Here is a 24,976-nt window from a genome sequence, read left to right on the forward strand (position 1 = left end):
GTTTAAGCTCTACACTTAAAACAGACTTTTCCTACTTTTTATATTGAAAACAAGCATCAAAAAGTTTGATTTTAAATTAACACATCACTTCAATTGTAAATCCACCAGGTGCTTGCACATAAAACGTATACGCATGTGCATGCTTAGGAGGTTCGACCAAAAATCCATCCTCCTTCAACCTTTGATTCATCTTATTTACTTGGTCTTCACTTTCTTGAGGAAACCCTACATGAAATGTTTTCGGATAATGTACGTCTTTCCCTTTCATTAACGTTAATATAAACCCATCGTTATCACGCATAACCGCAAAGCCATTTCCCCTTGCCCCACTACAAGTTAAACCAAAATATTTTTCTAAAAACTCTCTAGTAGCTGCTACATCTGAAACTGTTAAATTAAGATGTTTAATTTTCAAACCTTCACCTTCTTTCTCAATTTTCTAATATTTTATCATATAAAGTGAAACTTGAATCAGTGGGAGTTTTGTTCATTTCCCACTGATTATTAGCCCTCACCAATCGGGCTTTTACGGGCAGTTAATCCTCTACCTAACTTCTTTGCTTCCGCTGAATTTTGAGGTGAGGGTCTTACTGCCCACAAATAGCGGGACAATTAAAAAACACGCCTTTCACAGCGTGTTTCATTTCTTCACATACACTTCAACAATTGGATTATCTTTATGATCCGCATGCAAGCGTAAATTCTCTTCACTTGTACTATAAATACTAGCTAATAACATAATCGTTAGCACATTAGGAGTTTTTGCATCGCTTCCGTATTTTCTTTCAAGTGCTTCCTTGTATTCAAACTCCAAATCCCCCTGCACATATGTATACACTTCAAAGCCATCTTCTAAATTGCAAACTACTGTATCAATTATATCTGCCCCTACTTGCTTCTTCATTTCCTCTCGCAATGCTTCAATAAATTCTTCCCACGGTACTTCGTATGTCTGAAACTGATCTGTAGATTTCATGCCTTTTGCCTCCTTATATATCCTCTTCCTATATTTCCCCTTTCCTATAACAATTATGATAGATAGGGCATTCGTACAAGCCGCACTTGTCCCCATTACATATCGTATTACTGTAATGGGGAAGGAGGAAAGAACATGCATAGACAAAAATGTTACGATACGTGCCAACGTTATTTCGGTAAAGTCGTTCGAATTGAAGATCGTGATGGTCGCATTCATTTAGGAAAAATAATTGATGTGACAAACAGCTCTGTATGGATTGAACCAGTGCAACAGCGCTCATCTTTTGATACAGGATTTGGATACTATGACGCATATGCAAACGGTGGCTGTGACCTTTGTGGGGGCCTTAGCAGATGTGATAGTTGCGGATTTGGTTGTGGTGGTGGATTCAGCGGCTGTGGATGTGGCGGTCGTGGTTGCGGTAGTTGTGGTGGCTGGGGTGGCGGCGGCTGGGGCGTTGAACTCGGATTTGGTTTCATCTTCGGAATTACATTAGCTGCATTATTTTTCATTTAACATAGTAAAGAGTTGACTAGCTTTAGTCAACTCTCTTTCTTTATTTTTCACATATAAAAATACGATGTCCTAAAATATGTTGGTACATAAGTCGTACATTTTCATGCTGTACCCATGCCTCATATAATTCATTTGGAATATGCGAGGATACATTCCATTCTGGCTCTTCTATATAGCCCGAGATTGTTTCTGCAATTGTACCACCGCCAGCAATTGTAATTCTTTTAAAATTTGCTTTCTGAAATAATTGTACCCATTCACTCTCAGTTAATAGTTCTTTCATCCCGTATAGTCGGGCAATTTTTCCTTCCTCACTCTTCTCAATGTGCCTATCAATAATCATTTCAATGACAACAAGTTTACCGTCTTTCTGTAGTACACGATAGCACTCCGGGATAACCCTTTCTTTCTCTGTAAAAGCGAGTATCGATTCTCCGAGTACGAACTCAAATGAGTCATGCAAACAAGGTAATTGCTCTACATTTCCTTCAATTAATTGAATGTCTATTCCTTCAAACGACCATCTATCTTTCGCCTTTTGAATCATAATCTCATTCTTTTCAACCGCCGTTACTTTATAACCATATTCTTTCTTCATATATGCCGCTGTTTTCCCCGTACCACAGCCTATCTCAAGGACATTTGCTCCATATCTAAAAGGCAATTGTGCTAACAATTGTTTCGTTAACGTAAAACCACCAGGATGAGCACTTCCTATTCCGTAATAAGCTAGGAAATCGATGTAAGTATTTCGTTTCATAGAATTCTCCTTTAAATTTTCTATAATACATATATTCACCTATCAATAAATCGTGCACATAAAAAAAGCATTTCCAAGTGCTATACCGCAACTTGAAAATGCTCTTCTCTTTTTTATTTCTCTTCTACATACGCCCATTTGAAACTATATTCCGGACTAATATTATGTTTCACAATTCCCTTTACATTCGGTTTCATAACATATGATTTAGCACTTTGATATAAAGGTACAAGTGCTACATCTTCCTCAAGTAACAATTTCTCTGCCTTCCCTAGCTCTGTCCAACGTTTTTTTGCATCAGCCATCCATTCTGTCTTACCTTTAGTAATAATATCATCATATGTTGAATTTGAGTAGCTCATCTGGTTTTGAGAATTTTTCGTTTCAAACATATCAAGGTACGTCATTGGATCCGCATAATCTGGATTCCAGCCACCATATGAAAAATCATAATCTTGGTCTGATTCTAATTTTAGTTTTTGCTTAAATGGTTGCAGTTTAATATTTACTGTCACGCCTTTTAAATTCTTTTCAACTTGATCTTTTACATACTCCCCAACTTTTTTTGCATTACCAGTATCATAATTTAACAATTCAATTGTTACTTGATCTTTTCCAAGCTCTTTTTTCGCTTCTTCCCATGCTGCTGCTGCCTTTTTAGAATCTTGTTTTAAACCATTCTTGAACGTTTCTGCGAAATCTTTACCGTCTGGTCCACTCGCTAAACCTTTTGGTACTAAGTAATCCACTGGTTTTGAACCATCATTTAAAATAACATTCGTTAAAGCTTTCTTATCAATGGATAATGCGATTGCTTCACGTAGCTTTTTGCTCTTTAACGGTGTATCTTGCCCACCACGCTTTTGATTTAGACGCAAGTAAAACGTACTTGTTTCTGAATATGCTCCAAATTCCTCTTTATTATTTCTATACTTATCAACAAATTCTCCTGATAAAATTGCGAAATCAATTGCACCTGTATCATATAAATTCACTCTAGTAGCTGGTTCTTTTACTACACTATAGTTAATTTCATCTAGTTTTACAGTCTTTTTATCCCAATACTGCTCATTCTTCTTCAATTTCCAACCTTGCTCATGCTTCCAATCAGTAAGAACAAAAGGTCCGTTATATACTGTTGTATCAGACTCTAAACCGAATTTATTTCCTTTTTCTTTTACGAATTTTTCATTTAATGGATAGTATGACGCAAATGCCATTAAATTCAAGAAATATGGTACTGGTCTTTCTAGTTCAACTTCAAGCGTATGATCATCTACCGCTTTTACACCTAATGTAGCTACTTCTGCTTTTCCTTGATTAATTGTTTCTGCATTTTTAAGATAGTAAGCAATAAATGCATACTCAGCAGCTGTTTTTGGATCTACTAGACGTTGCCATGCAAATACGAAATCTTTCGCTGTTACAGGATCACCGTTCGACCATTTTGCATCTTTCCGTAATTTAAATGTATATTTTTTACCATCCTCGCTTTTTGTGCTAGATTCTGCCACAGCAGGGATTGGCTTATTATCTTTATCAAGGCGATATAAACCTTCCATTGTATTCCCTAAAATTTGTGCCCCAAGTGTATCCGTACTTTTTGAAGTGTCCATCGTCGGAATTTCATTCGTTTCTGTACGATTTAACACTTGCTTTGCCGCATATTTAATATCAGATTTCTTCTCTTCTCCACCATTATTAGATGTCGTTGTCGTTTTCTTCTCCCCACCAGAAGATCCAGAACACGCTGTTAACGCCATACTCATCGCTAAAACTGGCACTACAACCGCCGTAAACTTTTTCATCTTTTTCTTCATTCTTGTACCCTCCCCAATTTATATGTACGAAACTAACTTTGAGAGATTTCAAATTTAAATTATCAGAAAATTATTACTAATTATCATTCTACTAATTTTTCGCGATTTGTAAAGTATTTTTAAAGAATATTCATAATAATTAATTTATTTAAATCAATAACAATCTATTACTACTATACGAATTCTCCCCCATCTACTATATGTAAGTACCACTTTTCTTATTCTTCTCTATTTATTTAAATTTAATTGAATAGTAAAAGAGCGTTAAAAAAATAAATAATATATTTTTTTAACGCTCTTTTTTCCTATTTCCCTTCCGTTACATAAGCCCACTTAAAGCTATATTCTGGACTAATGTTATGTTTCACAATTCCTTTTACATTCGGTTTCATTACATACGCTCTTCCTGTTTGATATAAAGGAACTAACCCTGCATCTTCTTCAAGGAATAATTTTTCTGCTTTCCCTAACGTCTCCCAACGTTTCTTCGCATCACTCATTAATTCATTCCCTGATTTTTGTACCATTTCGTCGTATTTTGCATTTGAATAACTCATTTGGTTATATGGGCTCTTCGATTCAAACATATCAATAAATGTCATTGGATCCGCATAGTCTGGACTCCAACCTGCATAAGAAATTTCATAATCTTGTGCAGTCTCTAATTTTAGTTTTTGTTTGAACGGCTGAATTTTTGTATTAATCGTTACACCTTTTAAATTTTTCTCAATTTGATCTTTTACATAATCAGCAATCTTTTTCGCAGTTCCATCATCATAACTTAGTAATTCAATTGTAACTTGATCTTTTCCAAGTTCTTTTTTCGCTGCTTCCCATGCTGCTGCACCTTTTTTCGGATCATATTTCAGACCATTTTTAAATGTATCTTGGAAATCTTTACCGTCTGGTCCTGTCGCCAGCCCTTTTGGAACCAATTGATCCGTTGCTTTTGAACCATTATTTAAAATAACGTTTGCCAGCCCTTTTTTATCAACCGATAATGCGATTGCTTCACGAAGCTTTTTGCTCTTTAACGGTGTATCTTGTCCGTTACGCTTTTGATTTAAACGTAAGAAGAATGTACTTGCTTCTGAATACTCACCGTACTCATCTTTGTTCGATTTATATTTATCTACAAATTCTCCTGATAGTAATGTAAAATCAATTGATCCTGTATCATATAAGTTTACTTTCGTCGCAACTTCTTTTACTACACTATAGTTAATTTCTTCCAATTTCACAGTCTTCTTATCCCAATACTTATCATTTTTCTTTAGCTGCCATCCTTGTTCATGTTTCCATGAAGACATCACGAACGGCCCGTTATACACAGTTGTATCTGCTTCTAAACCGTACTTATCGCCTTTTTCTTTTACGAATTTTTCATTTAACGGATAGTATGACGGGAATGCTAGTAAATTCAAGAAATATGGTACTGGCTTTTCTAATTCTACTTCTAGTGTATAATCATCTACCGCTTTTGCCCCCAAATCTGTTAGAGGTTTTTCACCCTTATTAATTGCTTCTGCGTTTTTAATATAGTAAGCAATAAATGCGTATTCTGACGCTGTATTTTTATCGAGTAAGCGCTGCCATGCAAATACGAAATCTTTCGCTGTTACAGGATCACCATTCGACCATTTTGCATCTTTCCGTAATTTAAATGTATATTTTTTGCCATCCTCGCTTTTCGTACTAGATTCTGCAGCAGCTGGGATTGGCTTATTATCTTTATCAAGACGATATAATCCTTCCATCGTGTTCCCTAAAATTTGTGACCCTAACGTATCAGTAGATTTAGACGTATCCATCGTCGGAATTTCTTGATTCTCTGTACGATTTAATACTTGTTTTGCTGCGTATTTAATTTCGGATTTGTTCTCTTCCCCACCACCATTAGACGTCGTAGTTGTTTTCTTCTCCCCACCTGATCCAGAACACGCTGTCAACGCCATACTCATCGCTAAAACTGGCGCTACAACCGCCGTGAACTTTTTCATCTTTTTCTTCATTTTTGTACCCTCCCCAATTATATGTACGAAACTAGATTTGAGTAATTTCCTAATAATTAGTTATCAGAAAATTCTTATTAATTAATATTCTACTATTTTTTCTGGTTTTGTAAAGTTATTTTTAAAATATTCTAAAAATTATTCCTTTCACAATAGAAACCTTATATCCATTATTTTTTACATTTAATCTCATAATAAAAAGCATTCCAAAAGTAAAGAATCTACCTTTGGAATGCTCTATCATTTTATCTTTCTATTGTGGACATTGAGATTCTCACTACAAAATAAGCTAAGAAACTTGTATACATCCACTTAAAGATAGTATTACTGTTTAAAATTATTTTCCATCCTTTTCAGTCATATATGCCCACTTGAAGCTATACTCTGGGCTAATGTTATGGTGAACAATACCTTTTGCATTTGGTTTTTGAACATATGCATCACCACGTTGGTATAAAGGTACAATTGCTACATCTTTCTCAAGAAGCAATTTCTCAGCTTGTCCTAGCTCTTCCCAACGTTTCTTCGCATCGCCCATTAATTCTCCGCCAGCTTTTTTAATCATTTCATCATACTTCTGATCAGAGAAGCTCATTTGGTTATGAGAATGCTTAGACTCAAACATATCTAAGAATGTCATTGGATCCGCATAATCTGGATTCCAACCGCCATATGAAATATCATAATCTTGCTCTGTTTCTAATTTTAGTTTTTGCTTGAACGGCTGAAGTTTAATATTAACTGTTACACCTTTTAAATTCTTCTCGATTTGATCTTTAACATATTCTCCAACTTTTTTCGCATTACCAGTATCATAGTTTAATAGCTCAATTGTAACTTGATCTTTTCCAAGTTCTTTTTTCGCTGCTTCCCATGCAGCAGCTGCTTTTTTCGCATCTGGTTTAATACCGTTTTTAAATGTTTCTTGGAAATCTTTACCGTCTGGTCCAGTTGCTAATCCTTTCGGCACTAAGAAGTCCGCAGGTTTAGATCCATCATTTAAAATAACATTTGCTAAATTTTTCTTATCAATAGAGTAGGCAATTGCTTCACGTAATTTTTGACTCTTTAATGGTGTATCTTGTCCACCACGTTTTTGGTTCATACGAATAAAGTAAGTACTTACTTGTGAATAAGTCCCAAACTCTTCTTTATTGTTTCTATACTTATCAACGAATTCACCTGATAGAAGTGCAAAATCAATTGCATTTGTATCATATAAATTTACTTTTGTAGCTACTTCTTTTACTACACTATAGTTGATTTCATCTAGTTTTACAGTCTTTTTATCCCAATATTGATCATTTTTCTTTAGTTTCCATCCTTGCTCATGCTTCCAATCAGTAAGAACGAACGGTCCATTATAGACTGTTGTATCAGACTCTAAACCGTATTTATCTCCTTTTTCCTTCACGAACTTCTCATTTAATGGATAGTACGATGGAAATGCTACTAAGTTTAAGAAGTATGGTACTGCTTGTTCTAATTCAACTTCTAAAGTAAGGTCATCTACTGCTTTTACTCCTAGTTCCGTTACAGGTTTTTCACCTTTATTAACCGCTTCTGCATTTTTGACTGGGAATGCAATAAATGCATACTCAGCAGCTGTTTTTGGATCTAATAAACGTTGCCATGCAAATACGAAATCTTTTGCTGTTACTGGATCACCATTTGACCATTTTGCATCTTTACGTAATTTGAATGTATATTTTTTACCATCCTCACTCTTCGTGCTTGATTCTGCCGCAGCTGGGATTGGTTTGTTATCTTTATCTAAACGGTATAAACCTTCCATTGTGTTCCCCAAAATTTGAGAACCTAATGTATCTGTATTTTTAGAAGTATCCATCGTTGGAATTTCATTTGTTTCAGTACGATTTAATACTTGTTTCGCTGCTAATTTTTCTTCTGATTTGCTATCCCCGCCAGAGCTAGAATTTGTGCTTGTCTTCTTATCTCCACCTGATGTAGAACATGCTGTTAATGCCATACTCATTGCTAAAACTGGTGCTACAACTGCTGTTAGTTTTTTCATTTTTTTCTTTTTCACTTTCTGTACCCTCCCTAATTCTAAACGCTCTCGTTTAAGAATTTTCTGATAATTCTGTTTTTCTTTATATACTTATCAGAAGATTCTTATTAACTATTATTCTACTAATTTTTTGAGTTTTGTAAAGTGTTATTATTGAAAATTTTTAAAAAATTATTTTTTTACAGTAATATTCATAAAAATTCCATAATCTTTTAAAACACTATACCTCATTGAATTCTATGTATTGATTTAATAGTCTTTATATCCCTTCGCTATAAAACACTTGTAAATTATTGTTAATAAATAATGTATATCGTAACAAACCTCTTTTCTACAAAAATAAAAAAGTCAGCTTTGCTGACTTTTTTATCCGGCCATTTTCTTTTTTTTCATTTCCTCTATTACTCTCGTATACTTCTCTTCATCAAATTCATTTTCACTTTTTGCAACAACTACAGTCGCAATACCGTTACCAATTAAATTCACGATAGCACGTGCTTCTGACATGAAACGATCTACACCAAGTAATAGCGCTAACCCTTCTAACGGGATAACATTCATTGCAGATAAAGTAGATGCTAGTACTATAAAACCTCCACCTGTTACTGCTGCTGCCCCTTTAGATGTAACTAATAAAATAGCTATTATAGTTAATTGTTGACCTAGTGAAAGATCGACGTGAAAAACTTGAGCTAAAAATATAGTTGCCATCGATAAATAAATCGTCGTTCCATCTAAATTAAAAGAGTAACCTGTCGGAATGACTAAACCTACTACTGGCTTAGAACACCCGAAGTCTTCCATCTTTGTCATCATTCGCGGCAGTACTGATTCTGATGATGATGTCCCTAGAACAATAAGTAATTCTTCTTTAATATGTGCTAAATATTTCCACAAACTAAATTTGTACAGTTTACAAATAAAATTTAAAACAATAAAAACAAATAATGCCATTGTCGTATATACACAAATCATTAGTTTACCAAGTGGTATTAACGTACTTAAACCATATTTACCAATTGTAAACGACATTCCACCGAATGCTCCAACTGGCGCTAACTTCATAACAATAGATAAAATATTAAAAAATACTTTCGATAATCTTTCAAAAAAGTCGATAACAGGTTGTCCATTTTTCCCGAGCATCGTTAACCCTGCACCGAATAAAATGGAGAAGAACAGAACTTGTAAAATATCACCTTTTGCAAATGCTTCAAACATGTTAGACGGCACAATATGTAAAAAGAAATCCATCCACTGCATTTCTTGCCCGCTTTGTACATATTGTGAAACATCTCCACCCTTTAGTTTCGAAGGATCTAATCCATCTCCGGGACGTACAACATTCGCTACGATGATACCAATAAGTAAAGCCGCTGTTGTAACGATTTCAAAATATAATAGTGCCTTCCCACCAACACGACCTACCTTTTTCATACTTCCCATACTTGCAATACCAAGCACAATCGTTAAAAAGATTATCGGTGCAATAACCATTTTAATCATATTGATGAATGTTTCACCAATTGGCTTCATCTCTTGTCCAACACTAGGCCAAATTGCCCCTACTGCAATACCACAAATAATTGCCACAATAACTTGGAATGTTAAATTCTTTACAATTCTCATTTTTAATACTCCCCTGTTTCGTTCATTTCTCCCATACGATTTCAATAATTGCTAATGATGTATTTTATGTAATAGCCCCCCTGCTATTTAACTTAAACCACATCATTATGTTACACTATTATCAATAATTTTAAAATAGTATATAATATTTGATTTTAAATGTCATACTATTAAACGTAATAAAAAAGCAGACATTATGCCTGCTTTAATTCTCCTCAATCTGCTTTTCACTTAATCCTAGATGTGTTCTAAGCGTATTACTCAAACTCTGTAGATCTTTTTTATTAGGGTTATAATAATATACACGTTGCCCATTTGGACCGTTAGGTAAATATAAATCATCTCCGCCTAATTGAATCTTTTCAACTGAACCATTTAAACCGTATTTATAAAAAGATAAAATATCATCCATTACTAAATTTGTTTTAAAATCGCCGTCAATCGCCTCAACTATTTTTTCTAGCTTCGTAATCGAGCCTACACTTTTTAATTTACTTAACATCGCTTCAATAACAAGTTGTTGGCGCTGACCTCTCATTGCATCACTATCAATATGACGCGTTCTTGCCAGTGCAAGTGCTTCTTCCCCTGTTAATTTTTGTAGTCCTTTTTTCAAATGGATTGCGTCAGGTTCATCTTTACTATTTTGCTCCGTAAATTCAACTGGGACATTTACTTCAATTCCATCTAATCCATCAACAATTTTAGTAAATGAATTAAAATTAAACTTCACAAAATAATCAACAGGCACTTGTAACAACTTTTCTACTGCTTCCACTGAAGCTTGCGGTCCTCCATCTTTACCATTTTTAACGAAACCACTTCCATATGCATGCGTTATTTTATCTTTTTTCTTTTCAACTGGAACATATGTATATGTATCACGTGGTATGCTCGTTAATTTCACTGTCTTATCATCTTTATTAAAAGTAGCTAACAGTAGTGCATCTGTATGGAAAGCACCATTATACTCCTTTTGTCGTTCTTGATTTTCATCAATTCCCATAATTAAAAGTGAAACATTGTTTGCAATTGGCTTTACAGTTTCCTCACGTAAATGTGATTTTTCACCACGCGCTAAATTTAAACTAGACTTTTGTACGAGATTAGAAGTTTTCATATATACATAAGTACCATATCCAACTCCGCCAAATAGTAATACTACTAACAAGACACTTATTATCGTTGTCTTGTTATATTTTCTTTTATTTTTCTTTTCTCTTGAAGAAGAGGTATTCTCCATATCGTTCCCTCCGTTTTCTATTCATCTAATATATTTTTCAATTTTTCATAATTAGTACTATCCTTTTGAAATACATTCTCTTTCAACCCTTTGTTTATTTGTATCCATTCAGTTGTAATCGAATATTGAATCATACCTTCGTGGAAACTAAGGAACTTTAGCATAATCCCCGTATTTTTCTCTACAACCATTTCAAATTTCCCTCTTAAATCTTCAGATGTACTTACAGGCATTTCTATGTTTATTGTCCCTTCTATTTTGTAGCAATCAAGTCCAAGATACTTCGTTTCTTTATAATTCCAATCTTTATATCGGATTAATAGCTCAGCAAATTCTGATTGCATACTATACTTCGCAAATCCCACATATTCGTCATCATATCGTTTCTTTTCACCTGATTTTCTCAATAATCTTTCCGTAGGATTTAATTTTAATAGTTCATAGTTTCTTTCCTTCGGGCTCCATTTCTTCTCTCTATATGTATACTTCTCATCATCAAATTCTTTTTTCTTGCCCTCGTTATATATAATTGTTCGTTTTTTCGTTAGCTTATCTTCTTTCGAAGAGATACCTCTTTGTTGCTCCGTATCAATCGCATATTTGTATGTTGTAGCGATTCTTGACGAACTAGAATATTCCTCAAATTGTCCTGAAATATTTTTAAAATGATCAATAGAATCCAACATCTTTTCATGAATCTTTTCTTTATCTGGATAATTTACGTTCGATTTTATTTCTTCTTCATTTTCATAATCAGAAAACGCCTTTTTCTTTACATATTCAAATACCCCACCATTTTGAGCAAAAATTTGATCAGAAAACTCCGACATAGACACAATGGACAGTGTTAGAACCGCAGCACTTATAGCCATCATATAAACTTTGTAACCTTTCTTTTTTACCGGAAGATTATGTAGTGTACGATTAATCTTTTCATTTAACTCTGGCGGTACTATAACATTCTCGTCTTTTATTCTCTTTTTTAATTTCTCATCAAATAATTTTTCATTATCCACTCTTTACACCTCCTATTCCATCTTTAATCGTTTTTGCAGTTGTTCCCTCGCACGTGACAATCTCGATTTCACTGTTCCTTTTGGTATTTCTAAAAGCTTTGCTATACTCTCTTGATTCATATCTTCATAATAATAAAGAACCGTAACAGCTCTTAATTCTTCATGTAACGATTGAATCGCATTACACAAATCTATATCTTCATACTGATCACAAGCACTCATATTGTAATCATTCTCTTCTGTCACAATTACCTTTTTATACGCTCTAATAATATTGTTACACTCATTCATTAAAATTCGAATTAACCAAGTTTGAAAAAACTCTTCTTTTTTTAATTTTTTTATATTTTCATAGGCTTTTAAAATTGTTGCCTGTATCGCATCCTCTATATTTGTCTCATCACGTAACATAGCCTTTGCAATACGATACATCTTCATTTTTTCTGTATGTATAAGCGCCATAAACGCTTCATGATCACCTTTTTTCGCTAAGGAAACATCGGTTTCTTCTTTTACAATCATTTTATATAAAGGGATTACTTTCACAATTGCTCCTCCTGTTTCATCCTCACTTCAAATTTAACTTTACATGTATTAGACGGATGAGCCTAGAAAAAGGTTCATTTTTTTGAATATTTCCATAAAAAAGGTAAACATTCTTCATGTTTACCTTTTTTATACGTAACTCTGAGGACATATCCATTTGGATCGACAACTTTAAATCCCCGCATCTCCCACGGATAAGTTTGAATTTCTTCTTGTATTGTGCATCGCTTCTCTTTACAACGTTCATATACTTCTTCAATCCGATTGACAACAATAATTAGTTCAAAGCCATTCCCCTTCATGTCTTTTCGATTGTAAAAATAGTGATTTTCACTCAATGTTGAATCAGTAGCTAGTAACAGAAAAAACTGATCGTGATTAAAGCGTGCTGCATGCATACTTCTTTTATACAACTGTAAACCAATTACTTCTTCATAAAACAATAATGACTTCTCAATATCATTTACATATAGTTTAACCCGGAACAAATGATTCATTCATTTCCTCCTCATCAAAAAAAGCCCACTCTATCCGTGGACTTTCTACTTTACAACGGTAAATCCCTTTTCCTAAACACTACAATTGCTACTATGAAAATACAAAGTGCTCCAGCAGTTAAACCTATACTCACTGGCCATATATTATATGTTTCCTCAGCAATTTCTTTCGGACGAAATAGCGTAAATAATGATATATTTCTCATCCACTCTAACTTATCGCTTAATTTACCTACCATGTCCGTTACGAAAAATAAAATAGTTAAACTTGCTGAGTAGCTAAGTGCCTTTCTTTCGTCATTACATATACAAGAAAAGAAAAATGAATACGCACTAACGACTAAAAATATTAACCCACCGACTATATTTATCTTCAGGAATAATTCTTTATTTAAGTTATTATCTTGTAGAAACCACTCTGCACCTACTATACCCGCTACATACGTAACAGTTACTATGATTAGTAGCCCTAATACGAGAATAGCCGCTTGCGTGATTGCAATTTGCACTCTAGATACAGGTGTTGTTAGCAAGTATGCCATCGCTCCTTTATCTACATGACGAGCAATTAAATGCGTTGCAACTGTTACACAAAAAATTGTTAATATGATAATAAACAATAGACTATAATATTCGCCAGCTAAAAAATCCATTACGTTTTGAATCGGACTTTCCATTCCAACAATTTTTTTCACACTATCAGGCATAGCACTTATTAATTCATTTAACCCTTTCGCTGATACCATTGAAGGGAAGATCCAAATTAATAACCATAAATATAGAGCTGCACCAGTTGCATAACTCAAAATACTTTTTTGTGTTTCTTTCAAACTAGCTAAAAACAATTGCTTATTCATGCTTTACCCCTTCTTTCTTATCGTAATAATGCATAAATAAATGTTCTAAATCCATTGCTCTCGTTTGAAGCGCCGTTACATTATAGTTTGAAAGTGTTTGTAAAACAGTTTGATAGTTTCCTTGCACAATAATCGATGCTTCTCTACCTTTCACCGCTTCAAATTGCAAATTACATTGTGTAAGAGATTCAATCTCTTCTTGCGATGATACGGTTACATCTATTACCTGTCGTCTCAAGCTTTGTAAATCATGAATATTTTCAACCGTTACAAGGCGACCATCTTTAATTATAGCCACTCTGTCACAAGTTCTCTCAATCTCAGTAAAAATGTGCGATGACATAAGGATTGTTTTCCCTCTTTGCTTTTCTTCTAATATTAAATCGATAAACACTTGCTGCATAAGTGGATCGAGTCCTGATGTTGGTTCATCTAAAATTAACACTTCCGGATCATGCATAAAAGCAGCAACAATTCCTACTTTTTGCTTCATTCCTTTAGACATTTTTCGAATCGGTGTTTTCACATCAAATTGTAGACGTTCTATTAATTCATCTCGTCTTTTCGTATCCTTTAACCCGCGCATTCCTTGCATTAACTTTAAAAAATCTAATCCGTTCATTCCTTCAATAAAAGAAATTTCACCTGGCAGATACCCAACTTTCCTTTGGATTTTCGCCGCTTCATTCCAACAATCTAATCCAAAAATTGTCGCTTTACCAGCTGTCGGTTTTATAAATCCCATTAAATTGCGAATTGTTGTGGATTTCCCAGCACCATTTGGTCCTAAGTAACCGAATACTTCCCCTTCTTTTACATCAAATGTAATATGAAACAAACCTTTTCCATTTGAAAACTGTTTTGTGACATTTTGAACTGAAATCATAATTCCACCTCATTTTTTGAAATATTTAATATGTGATATTTCAAAATTATTGTACTCCTCATCTTTCATATTCGCAACAACTTTTTGAAATATTTATATGTCCATATTTCAAAATTATTGTTTTCCATTATTTTTTCTTGTATATTTTAATTGAGGTGATTGCATTGAACGGCTTTGAAAGAGTGAAAGAAAAGAAAAAACACGCTATTAAAGAGGCGGCTTTCTTATTATTTTCAGAACGTGGATTTAATGAAGTGAAAATAGAACATATTGCAAAAAAAGCAAATGTTTCTCAAGTTACCATTTATAATCATTTCGGAAGTAAAGATGCATTATTTAGAGAGCTTATACAAGACTTTATCATATCTGAATTTCAATATTATAAAGATCTTGCAGAGGAAAAATTACCTTTTCATGAGATGATGCAAAAAATGATTGTAAGAAAAATGAATACTGGTGGGTTATTTCAGCCGGATATGTTACTACAAATGATGCAAAGAGATGAAGAGCTCCGAGAGTTTATTTATAGTTATCAAAACGAAAAAATCCTGCCTTGGTATTTAGAAATACTAGAACAAGCACAGCAAAAAAATGAAATTAACCCTCACCTTACTAAAGAAATGATGTTACTATACATTCAAATGTTCACTAAACTAGGTGATGATTTCGGGGCTCAGCTTCTTGAAGGAGATCGCGAAAAACATATACAAGATATCGTTACGATGTTCTTTTATGGACTGTCCGTCCCAGAAAAATAATGTTTCTAAAGAACAAATACCATCACAAAAAAGCCCTTTGGATATTTAAATCTCAAGGGCTTTTTCATGTCAATAAAATGATTAAAACTAACTTTATCTTAAAGCAGTTAAATGCTGCTTTATAGATAATACCTTATTATAGATTAACTCTTTTAGCATAACTGGCTGAATTGAGATAATTGTTTCACCGAAATTCAGAAAGTAACTTGAAATAAACTCAACTTCTTGTTTGTTAAAATAGCCTGTTATACTATAATTTTCATTTTCTTTTTGTATCCTCATGGAAGGATAATTCTCTTTATCAAAAATATCTTTTCCTTTTTGATTAACAATGACACGAAAATCAATTGCATCCGGCTTTCTGTGAAAAGTTGTAAGATAACTTAACAACTCTTCAAGATTTTTTGGATTCGTATTGCTTGTTTCCTCAATAGAAAGAATTTTATCACATCTAATTATTTGAACATTATTTGTCTCAAAATTAAAGATTTTAGCATACCACTGGCCAAATTTAGATTCTATTCGAATAAATTGGGCGACCAATACTTTTTCCTCATCTTTTTTTAAATATGTTAAATGATAAACTCGCTCAGCAAAAATCCCCTGTAAAATTTCTTTTAAGAACGGACTAAAATTACTATGATTTGTTACTTCAAAAGAAAGCGTTCTTTCCATGATTGAAATATTTTCACTCACATTATCAGGTAATACATGTTTAAATTTATTTTCAAGCGCAATACTTTCTACATTAAATGGTTTTGTCTTGTATCCATTTAGCGTAAGAATCGAAAAGTATAACGCATACATTTCATCCACACTAAAATAAATTGGCGATAACACACTATTTTCTATAATTTTATAACTTCCATTTCTACCCAGTTCAGAATATATTGGTACACCTATTTCTTCCAATGATTGAATATCTCGCAACGCGGTACTTTTAGAAATATCATATCTAGCCATTAAATCTTTTAAATTAAAATATCTTTTATTATTTAAGAAAATAAGCATATCATTTATTCGTTCCGTTTTTTTCATATTTCCCTCCCAAAAAGGTGTCATGTATTGGAACCTTTTTAGTCTATATTATAATTATTAACTAATAAAGGAGTTATATATTTATGACATTAGAAATAGCTATTTTTCTTTCAATGAATGGGCAAGCAAAGGAGGCAATTAATTTTTACACACGTAATTTAGAAGCTACGCAGTTAATGATTGTTACGTATGGAGAACTGGCCAAAAGAGATAGTTCTTTTAAAATTACAAGTGAAAATAAAGATCATATTGCTCACTCTGTTTTACAAATTGGGAATACAAAGCTAATGATAGCAGAAGATACAATGAAACCTAATGAACGTTATAACGTTGGAAATAACATGTCACTTTGCATTCAAAGCGCTAATTTAGAAGAAATACAAAGGTTTTATAATAATTTAATTTCCGATAAGCATGTGAAGATAATCTCTCCGCTAGAAAAAAATATATTTAGTGAAGCATATGGGATTATTGAAGATCCTTACGGCATACAAATCCAGTTAATGTATGACAAACGATTAAACTAAATAATTATCCATATTCACATATTCCTAATAAAAAAGACACGAAATTCGTGTCTTTTTTACTTTATAGTGATGACTCTACCGGTTTCACTACTTTCAATCGCTAATTGAATAAGTCGAATAACTTCTAAGCCTTCTTGTGCTGTTACAGGTGGTTTCTCACCATTTACTATACTATCTCTTACACCTTTATAATACATGTCATAACAGCCAACTTCTGTTGGAATACGCTCTAGCTTTTCTTCCGTATGTAAAGTAGCAAAATTCTCTTCAGCATCTAATCCATAACCGTTATCGCCTGGCTTCATTCCATTTTTTAATTGTTCTTCCTGTGAATCCATACCGTATTTCACGATAGAACCTTTATCTCCATGCAGTGTAAAGTGTGGACCTTCTTGCTTTACGTAACTGCTACTATGTAAAGTGACACGTTTAACACCGTAGTGAAGTATAACATGGAAGTAATCATCAATTTCTGCACCTGGTCGTTGTTTGATTACATCTGCACTTATCGCATCTGGTTTCCCAAATAATGATAATGCTTGGTCAATTAAATGCGATCCTAAATCATACAGTATACCTGATCCTGGTAAATTCTTTTCTCTCCAGCGATCACGTACATTCGGGCGAAAACGATCGAAATGCGCTTCATATGCGTATAGATTCCCTACTCTATTTTCTTCTAACAATTTCTTTATCGTTAAGAAATCATTATCAAAACGGCGATTATGATACACGCTTAACACCACATTATGCTGTTTTGCTAATGAAATTAGTTCTTCGCCTTCTTCAATTGAAACAACGAATGGCTTCTCCACAACTACATGCTTACCATGTAAAATTGCTTCTTTTACATATGGAAAATGAGTTGTATTCGGTGAAGTAATGACCACTAAGTCAATATCAGCACGATTTACTAATTCCTCAATTGTGCCAACAACTTCAGCATTTGGTAATGCTTGCTTCACTAGTTCTTCTTTTGAAGATAAAATAGCACGAATATCATATTCTTCTATCGTTTGTAATAATGGGATGTGAAATGTTGTACTAGAAAATCCAAATCCTACAATGCCTACACCTATTTTTTCCATGTTGCCCCTCCATCTGTCCCGCTTTAACGGACAGTAAGATTCCTACCTCAAAATTCAGCGAAAGCAAAGAAATTAGTTGAGGAATCAACTGCTCGTAAAAGTCCGATTGATTAAAGTTCCACTTTATGAGAACGATTTCATTCAGTTATTATAACAAGATTATTATTTATTTACATAATAATTTGCCTAGAAAAAAGCATCTTGCCATTATTCATAGCAAGATGCTTTTTTACTCCGGTCGTTTTTTTGTCCACGTTTCAATAACTTCACCAGTATCATTAACATCTAGTACTAAACTACCGTTACTATACCGGTCTTTATTTCGATACGCTTTCGGATCAATTTCTTCTACAATATGTCTCTCAGTCTTCATATATACTAGTTCATCATCTCGAACAATTTCAATACCGACAATACGGTATGGATTACGTTTTAACTCTTTAAAAATAACCAGACCTCGCTTCGCTCTCGTTGATTTCTCAATTTCTGATGCTTTTAGACGTTTTACAGCACCTCGCTGCGTAACAAGAATAAGTTGATCTTTGTCACCATGTAACGGTTTACCCGAAGCGACATAATCATCTTCTTTTAAGTTAATTGCTTTTACACCAGCGGCCCTTACACCGACTGGACTTACTTCATCTTCATGGAAAATAAGTGCATATGCACCATAGGTTGCAAGAACAATATCACTCGTTCCATCTGTTGCAAATATATCTACAACATAATCATCTTTTTTCAAATTCACAGCGACGAACGCTCTTGAATAACGCTGAACTTTATATTGGTTTAATTCTGTTTTCTTAATCATACCATTTCGTGTAACAAATACGATAAATCGTTTTTCTTCTTCAAAATTCGGTACGACGGTCGCCCAAATAATCATTTCATCCCGCTCGAGTGAAACGAGATTCGCAACGTGTTGACCTAAATCTTTCCAACGAATTTCTGGCATTTCATATACTGGCAGATATATATAGTTTCCTTTATTCGTAAATAAGAGGACTGTCTCTGTCGTATTCGTATCGAATCGCTCCAGTAAGATGTCACCCTCTTTCATACCGAAGTCTTTTCCGTTCGATGCATTATGTGAACGCCAACCTGTTCGTTTCACATATCCTTCTTTCGTTACAGTAACGATGACATCTTCCTGCGGAATCATAACTTCCACATCGATTTTAATTTCCTCAATTTGTTCTTCAATAATAGCACGGCGATCATCACTATATGTTTTCTTGACTCTCTTCAAATCTGTTTTAATAACTTGAAGAAGTCTTTTTTCACTTTGTAAAATTGACTGTAACTCTATAATCTTCTTATTAAGCTCGTCTGCTTCTTGTTCTAGCGCCGTAATATCTGTATTCGTTAAACGATATAGTTGCAGCGAAACAATTGCTTCTGATTGCGCTTCTGTAAATCCAAATTTCGTACTTAAATTATCTTTTGCATTACGTTTATCCTTAGAAGCACGGATTGTTTCAATCACTTCATCTAAAATCGATAATGCTTTCTTTAAACCTTCTACAATATGTTGACGGTTTTCTGCTTTTCTTAATTCATATTGTGAGCGTCTCGTAACAACTTCTTTTTGATGCCCAATATACGCATCCAAAATCTTAGGTAATGTCATAAGTGTCGGACGACGATTATTTATCGCTACCATATTAAAGTTATATGGAATTTGTAAATCTGTGTTCTTATATAAATAATTTAAAATACCTTCAGCATTTACTTCTTTTTTTAACTCTACAACGATGCGAAGACCTGTACGATCTGTCTCATCACGTACTTCAGCAATTCCATCTAGTTTTTTATCTAGACGTAATTCATCCATTTTTTTAACAAGGTTCGCTTTATTTACTTCATACGGAATTTCTGTAATAACGATTTGTTGCTTCCCACCACGGATCGTTTCAACTTCAGCTTTTCCGCGAATAATAATTTTACCTTTTCCTGTTTCATACGCTTTTTTGATACCATCAATCCCCTGAATAATACCACCTGTCGGGAAATCTGGTCCTTTCATAACTGTTAATAAATCATCAACAGTACTATTCGGCTTATCAATACGCATCATCGTCGCATCAATTACTTCCCCAAGGTGATGCGGAGGAATTTCTGTTGCATAACCAGCTGAAATTCCTGTCGATCCGTTCACTAATAAGTTCGGGAACATCGCTGGAAGTACAACAGGTTCTTCACTCGTATCATCGAAATTTGACACGAATTCTACTGTTTCTTTATCGAGATCACGCAATAACTCAGATGCGATTGGTGATAATCGTGCTTCCGTATAACGCATTGCCGCTGCTGGATCGCCATCCACACTACCATTATTACCATGCATTTCAACTAAAACATTACGTACTTTCCAAGTTTGACTTAAACGTACCATCGCCTCATATACAGAGGAATCACCGTGTGGATGGTAGTTACCGATAACATTACCAACTGTTTTAGCTGATTTACGAAATGCTTTATCATGTACATTTCCTTCTACATACATAGAATATAAAATACGTCTTTGTACCGGTTTTAAACCGTCACGCGCATCTGGAAGCGCGCGATCTTGAATAATATATTTACTATAACGTGCAAAGCGGTCACCTAACACGTCTTCAAGCGGGAGGTCATGAAACTTCTCTGCCTGCATGTTATTCCACCTCCGTCTCCATAATCATTTCATTTTCTAAAATGTTTCCTTCTTCTTGCATACCAAATTGTACATTTCGTTCGATCCATTTACGGCGAGGTTCTACTTTATCACCCATCAATGTCGTAACTCGGCGCTCCGCTCTTGATGCATCGTCAATTTTCACACGAATCAACGTACGTGTTTCAGGATTCATCGTCGTCTCCCATAATTGGTCTGCATTCATTTCGCCAAGTCCTTTATAGCGCTGCAGCATGTAGCCTTTACCGACCTTTTTTGTTACACCATCTAATTCTTCATCAGACCATGCATACTCAATCACTTCACTCTTACCTTTTCCTTTACTTACTTTGTATAAAGGAGGAAGTGCAATAAATACTTTGCCAGCTTCGATAAGTGGTTTCATATATCTGTAGAAGAACGTTAGTAACAATACTTGAATGTGCGCACCATCTGTATCAGCATCGGTCATAATTACAATTTTATCGTAGTTAATATCTTCAACAGCGAATTCATTCCCTACACCACCGCCAATAGCGTAAATAATTGTATTAATCTCTTCATTTTTAAAGATATCAGCAAGTTTTGCTTTTTCTGTATTGATTACTTTACCACGTAACGGTAATACCGCTTGGAAACGTCGGTCTCGACCTTGTTTCGCGGAACCACCCGCAGAGTCACCCTCTACTAGGTACAGTTCATTTTTTTGCGGGTTACGTGATTGTGCTGGTGTTAACTTACCACTTAATGTACCTTCTGATTTCTTTTTCTTTTTACCAGTACGCGCTTCTTCTCTCGCTTTACGAGCAGCCTCACGTGCCTGCGCTGCTTTAACTGCCTTTCTCACAAGAAGTGTAGCAACATCCGGGTTTTCTTCTAAAAAGTAAGCTAAATGCTCAGATACAATTGCATCAATTGAAGAACGAGCTTCACTTGTACCAAGTTTCCCTTTCGTTTGCCCTTCAAACTGAAGTACTTCTTCTGGTACACGTACAGAAACGATAGCCGCTACACCTTCACGAATATCTGTACCTTCTAAGTTTTTATCTTTTTCTTTTAATAACGATACTTTACGAGCATACTCATTGAACACACGAGTCATTGCTGTCTTAAACCCAGCTTCGTGTGTTCCACCATCTTTTGTACGTACATTATTTACAAACGAAAGAATATTTTCTGAGTAGCCATCGTTAAATTGAAAAGCTAGCTCTGCCTCAATTCCATTTTGTTCACCAGTAAAATATACAACCGGATGGATTGAATCTTTTTCTTCATTTAAGTATGAAACGAAAGCTTCGATTCCTGTTTCATAATGAAAGACATCTTCTAAATCATTTCTCTCATCTTTTATTGAGATTTTCATCCCTTTTAATAAGAATGCAGATTCACGTAATCTTTCACATAATGTTTCGTAATTGTAATTTGTTGTGCTGAAAATCGTTGTATCTGGTTTAAAATGTATTGTCGTACCAGACTCTTTCGTCTTCCCGATCTTTTCCAGTGTCGTTGCAGGAATACCACCATTTTCAAAGCGTTGTTCATAAATATTTCCGTCACGTTTAATCGTCACTACTAACCATTCTGACAAGGCATTTACAACTGATGCCCCAACACCGTGTAAACCACCACTTGTTTTATAGCCACCTTGACCAAACTTACCACCGGCATGAAGTACAGTTAAAATAACTTCAGGTGTAGGTTTCCCAAGTTTATGCATTCCCGTAGGCATTCCTCGCCCTTTATCAATAACGCTAATACTATTATCTTTATGTATTACGACAGAAATTTCGTCGCCAAATCCCGCTAACGCTTCATCAACGGAGTTATCTACTATTTCATATACTAAATGATGCAATCCACGGCTATCCGTACTCCCGATATACATACCCGGGCGTTTTCGAACGGCTTCAAGTCCTTCTAGCACTTGAATTGCATCTTCATTATATTGGAACTGATGCTTTGCCAAACTCCTTGCCCCTTTCCTAATCAAATCAGAACATATGTTTCTATTATAGAATAACGCCTCGACTATAGTTTTGGCAAGTTATCTTATCTCTTTTATATACCATTTTCAATAGAAAAATCCTTGTTTTTTCACAAGGATTCCTCTAGGCTACTATTTCAGAAAAATAATCGTTTGTCAACGAGAAATGGATATGTATGCCAAGATTATACATTCCAAACCTTTATCATGATCCAAATGATCAATATCCAAAATGGGATAACAAGTAACAATCCCCAAAAACAGCCTTTAAAAAATCTCATGATGAACACCTCGTTCATCGGCCCTACTTATTTATAAAGAGGGCTGAATCAATCTTTCTCTCTTTAAAACCTATACTATTTTGTCATCGCATGTTCTACTTTAATGCAACGATCCATTATTACAGTATAGCCTTTTTCTTGCAAAAGTTTATATGTATCTTCATCTTGTACTCCTAATTGTGCCCAAAAAACATCTGCATCAATCTCTACAAACTCTTTCGCAACATCCATTAAAAATTCTGAACGACGGAATACATTTACAATATCAACATGTTCCTTAATATCCTTTAGTGAAGAAACTGCTTTTTCTCCAAGCACCTCATCTACTGTTGGGTTTACTGGAATAATGCGATACCCAGCATCTTGCATTGCTTTTGAAACCATATACGATGTACGTTCTGGCTTATCCGATAATCCAACAACTGCAATCGTTTTGCTTTTCTTTAATACTTCACCAATTTCCGTACGAGTTGGGTTTTCAATTGTCATAATTTATCCCTCCTATTCCTTTAGTATAGCCGATAAAGAAAGTCTCTTTCAATATGAAAGAGACTTTCTTTTATTTCAATTATTGATTCTTTGTAGCTGAATTATCTGCTAAAGTAGCTGTTTTCGTCATTTTTTGACCGTTACGATAGAATGTAACTTCTACTTTCTCGCCTACTTTTTTCTTTTCATATAAATATTTACGGAATTGAAGTGAATTTTCTACTTTTTGATCATCTAATGATACTACAATATCATATTGCTCTAAACCAGCTTTTTCTGCAGGTGATATTGGGTAAATTTTACCTAATACAACGCCGTTTGTTACTTCTTTCGGTACTTTCAATTGATTTACTGCATAAGCTTGCACATCTTCTAATGAAACGACACCTACTCCAAGAGCTGGACGTTTCACTACTCCGTCTTTTTCAAGTGATTCAATAACTGGCTTTGCAATATTAATTGGAATAGCAAATCCAATTCCTTCAACTTCTTGTTGTGCAATTTTACTTGAATTAATCCCAATTATTTCACCATTTTGGTTAAACAACGCACCACCACTATTACCTGGGTTAATTGCTGCATCTGTTTGAATAACTTGAGCATTCCAATCTGCACGCTTATCGCCATCGATATCTACTGGAATTTCACGTTCTTTGCTACTAATAATACCTTCCGTTACACTTCCATCAAACCCTAGTGGGTTACCAATTGCAATCGCTTTTTCACCCGCACGAAGTTTACTTGAATCACCTAAAGTGGCAACTTTATTTACATTAGATCCATCAATTTCTACAACCGCTAAATCTAACCAAGGGTCTTTCCCTACAAGTTTTGCATCTACCTTTTTACCATCACTTAGTTTTACAGCAAGTTTATTCGCTCCATCTACTACATGGTTGTTCGTTACAATATACGCTTTATTTCCTGCTTTTTTATAAATAACACCTGATCCTGAGCCAGCTTGTTGCTCTTGGCCTGTCGGTTGCATTGCAAATGGATCAACACTTTGTTGCATATTAATAACACCTACAACAACATCTTTCGCGCCTTCAATCATACCAGGTAAATCAGTTTCATTTTTTGCTTTATTGACAACAGGAACTACAGTACCTTCAACTTTTGAATCCGAACTGAATGATGATACAGCCGCTCCATTATTTTGAGCCCATGGCATATATGGTGCCGCAAAACTAATTGTGACAGCCCCAACTACAGCTCCGACTAAACCTGTGAAAAAATAACCTTTTTTACTACCTGATTTTCTCACTTCTCTCGTTTCACTATGCTCTTCATTTAAATTTGGTCCGTCGTAATATCCCATGTTTACTTCCCCTCTCTGGTGAATTCGTATTTTCAGTATAGTCA

At 34.5% G+C, this 24,976-nt stretch carries 21 protein-coding genes and 2 pseudogenes; 4 read left to right on the top strand and 19 right to left on the bottom strand.

All coding sequences use genetic code 11. The features are described from left to right. Positions 1-76: 76 nt before the first annotated feature. Together ACU8YW_RS17525 and ACU8YW_RS17530 are read right to left on the bottom strand one after the other, a co-directional pair. On the bottom strand, positions 77-415 hold the full coding sequence (locus ACU8YW_RS17525; protein ID WP_060487372.1) for a VOC family protein: 339 nt from the start codon (positions 413-415) through the stop codon (positions 77-79). A gap of 225 nt (positions 416-640) precedes the next feature. After that, complete coding sequence (locus tag ACU8YW_RS17530; protein ID WP_088080257.1) at positions 641-976, bottom strand: hypothetical protein; 336 nt, start codon at positions 974-976, stop codon at positions 641-643. A 135-nt stretch (positions 977-1,111) separates the two neighbouring features. Between ACU8YW_RS17530 and ACU8YW_RS17535 the strand changes: the two genes are divergently transcribed. Next, positions 1,112-1,495, top strand: coding sequence for a hypothetical protein (locus tag ACU8YW_RS17535; RefSeq protein WP_048544012.1), 384 nt, complete (start codon positions 1,112-1,114; stop codon positions 1,493-1,495). Between the two features lie 40 nt (positions 1,496-1,535). On the opposite strand, the gene ACU8YW_RS17540 is transcribed toward ACU8YW_RS17535, so the two are convergent. The 7 genes from ACU8YW_RS17540 to ACU8YW_RS17570 all read right to left on the bottom strand — a co-directional run bounded on the left by ACU8YW_RS17540 (position 1,536) and on the right by ACU8YW_RS17570 (position 12,007). Next, complete coding sequence (locus ACU8YW_RS17540) at positions 1,536-2,255, bottom strand: class I SAM-dependent methyltransferase (protein WP_048565907.1); 720 nt, start codon at positions 2,253-2,255, stop codon at positions 1,536-1,538. Between the two features lie 113 nt (positions 2,256-2,368). Beyond that, positions 2,369-4,075: a peptide ABC transporter substrate-binding protein gene (locus tag ACU8YW_RS17545; RefSeq protein WP_426934050.1), complete on the bottom strand. Its 1,707-nt coding sequence runs from the start codon at positions 4,073-4,075 to the stop codon at positions 2,369-2,371. A gap of 305 nt (positions 4,076-4,380) precedes the next feature. Then, positions 4,381-6,087 (bottom strand): peptide ABC transporter substrate-binding protein, encoded by a 1,707-nt coding sequence (locus tag ACU8YW_RS17550; protein ID WP_088064175.1) that lies wholly within the window; start codon positions 6,085-6,087, stop codon positions 4,381-4,383. Positions 6,088-6,424: 337 nt separating this feature from the next. Next, a complete protein-coding gene (locus ACU8YW_RS17555; protein WP_262719525.1) occupies positions 6,425-8,137 on the bottom strand; it encodes a peptide ABC transporter substrate-binding protein in 1,713 nt (570 codons plus the stop codon). A 348-nt stretch (positions 8,138-8,485) separates the two neighbouring features. Continuing rightward, a complete protein-coding gene (locus ACU8YW_RS17560; protein ID WP_060487376.1) occupies positions 8,486-9,748 on the bottom strand; it encodes a dicarboxylate/amino acid:cation symporter in 1,263 nt (420 codons plus the stop codon). A gap of 205 nt (positions 9,749-9,953) precedes the next feature. Beyond that, complete coding sequence (locus ACU8YW_RS17565) at positions 9,954-10,991, bottom strand: LCP family protein (RefSeq protein WP_327971480.1); 1,038 nt, start codon at positions 10,989-10,991, stop codon at positions 9,954-9,956. Positions 10,992-11,008: 17 nt separating this feature from the next. Next, entirely contained in the window at positions 11,009-12,007 is a 999-nt protein-coding gene (locus tag ACU8YW_RS17570; protein WP_426934051.1) for an anti-sigma factor, read from the bottom strand. Between ACU8YW_RS17570 and ACU8YW_RS29215 the strand changes: the two are divergent. Further along, positions 11,992-12,072 (top strand): annotated as a pseudogene (locus ACU8YW_RS29215) (hypothetical protein); the annotation flags it as partial. The gene ACU8YW_RS17570 and the pseudogene ACU8YW_RS29215 sit on opposite strands and share 16 nt — an antisense overlap. Here ACU8YW_RS29215 and ACU8YW_RS17575 read toward each other — a convergent pair. The 4 genes and pseudogenes from ACU8YW_RS17575 to ACU8YW_RS17590 all read right to left on the bottom strand — a co-directional run. After that, positions 12,044-12,529: pseudogene (locus ACU8YW_RS17575) on the bottom strand (sigma-70 family RNA polymerase sigma factor); the annotation flags it as partial. The pseudogenes ACU8YW_RS29215 and ACU8YW_RS17575 overlap by 29 nt on opposite strands. Positions 12,530-12,627: 98 nt before the next feature. Beyond that, the gene (locus ACU8YW_RS17580) at positions 12,628-13,050 is read right to left on the bottom strand and encodes a VOC family protein (RefSeq protein WP_426934052.1); all 423 of its coding nucleotides are present in this window, start codon (positions 13,048-13,050) and stop codon (positions 12,628-12,630) included. A 50-nt stretch (positions 13,051-13,100) separates the two neighbouring features. Further along, positions 13,101-13,907, bottom strand: coding sequence for an ABC transporter permease subunit (locus ACU8YW_RS17585; protein ID WP_426934053.1), 807 nt, complete (start codon positions 13,905-13,907; stop codon positions 13,101-13,103). Then, positions 13,900-14,793 carry an ABC transporter ATP-binding protein gene (locus tag ACU8YW_RS17590; protein WP_060487381.1) on the bottom strand — a complete coding sequence of 298 codons (894 nt, stop codon included), beginning with the start codon at positions 14,791-14,793 and terminating at the stop codon, positions 13,900-13,902. Before ACU8YW_RS17590 ends, ACU8YW_RS17585 begins: the two co-directional genes overlap by 8 nt. A 137-nt stretch (positions 14,794-14,930) precedes the next feature. On the opposite strand from ACU8YW_RS17590, the gene ACU8YW_RS17595 reads away from it, so the two are divergent. After that, the gene (locus ACU8YW_RS17595) at positions 14,931-15,551 is read left to right on the top strand and encodes a TetR/AcrR family transcriptional regulator (protein ID WP_137035840.1); all 621 of its coding nucleotides are present in this window, start codon (positions 14,931-14,933) and stop codon (positions 15,549-15,551) included. 93 nt (positions 15,552-15,644) lie between these two features. Here the strand turns inward: ACU8YW_RS17595 and ACU8YW_RS17600 are convergent, their stop codons facing one another. Then, positions 15,645-16,613, bottom strand: a complete 969-nt coding sequence (locus tag ACU8YW_RS17600) for a helix-turn-helix transcriptional regulator (RefSeq protein WP_088122823.1) — start codon at positions 16,611-16,613, stop codon at positions 15,645-15,647. Between the two features lie 59 nt (positions 16,614-16,672). On the opposite strand from ACU8YW_RS17600, the gene ACU8YW_RS17605 reads away from it, so the two are divergent. Continuing rightward, entirely contained in the window at positions 16,673-17,116 is a 444-nt protein-coding gene (locus ACU8YW_RS17605) for a VOC family protein (RefSeq protein WP_087982129.1), read from the top strand. 56 nt (positions 17,117-17,172) lie between these two features. Here ACU8YW_RS17605 and ACU8YW_RS17610 read toward each other — a convergent pair whose 3' ends face one another. From ACU8YW_RS17610 to ACU8YW_RS17630, 5 genes are all read right to left on the bottom strand, one after another. Then, positions 17,173-18,204, bottom strand: a complete 1,032-nt coding sequence (locus tag ACU8YW_RS17610) for an oxidoreductase (RefSeq protein WP_097908437.1) — start codon at positions 18,202-18,204, stop codon at positions 17,173-17,175. A gap of 229 nt (positions 18,205-18,433) precedes the next feature. After that, complete coding sequence (parC, locus tag ACU8YW_RS17615; protein WP_097908436.1) at positions 18,434-20,857, bottom strand: DNA topoisomerase IV subunit A; 2,424 nt, start codon at positions 20,855-20,857, stop codon at positions 18,434-18,436. A gap of 1 nt (position 20,858) precedes the next feature. Beyond that, entirely contained in the window at positions 20,859-22,823 is a 1,965-nt protein-coding gene (gene parE, locus ACU8YW_RS17620; protein WP_001062189.1) for a DNA topoisomerase IV subunit B, read from the bottom strand. Between the two features lie 374 nt (positions 22,824-23,197). Then, the gene (locus ACU8YW_RS17625; protein ID WP_048565897.1) at positions 23,198-23,611 is read right to left on the bottom strand and encodes a CoA-binding protein; all 414 of its coding nucleotides are present in this window, start codon (positions 23,609-23,611) and stop codon (positions 23,198-23,200) included. 79 nt (positions 23,612-23,690) lie between these two features. Further along, a complete protein-coding gene (locus tag ACU8YW_RS17630) occupies positions 23,691-24,932 on the bottom strand; it encodes a S1C family serine protease (RefSeq protein ID WP_046957742.1) in 1,242 nt (413 codons plus the stop codon). Positions 24,933-24,976 lie beyond the last annotated feature (44 nt).

The sequence above is a fragment of the Bacillus pretiosus genome (assembly GCF_052947655.1).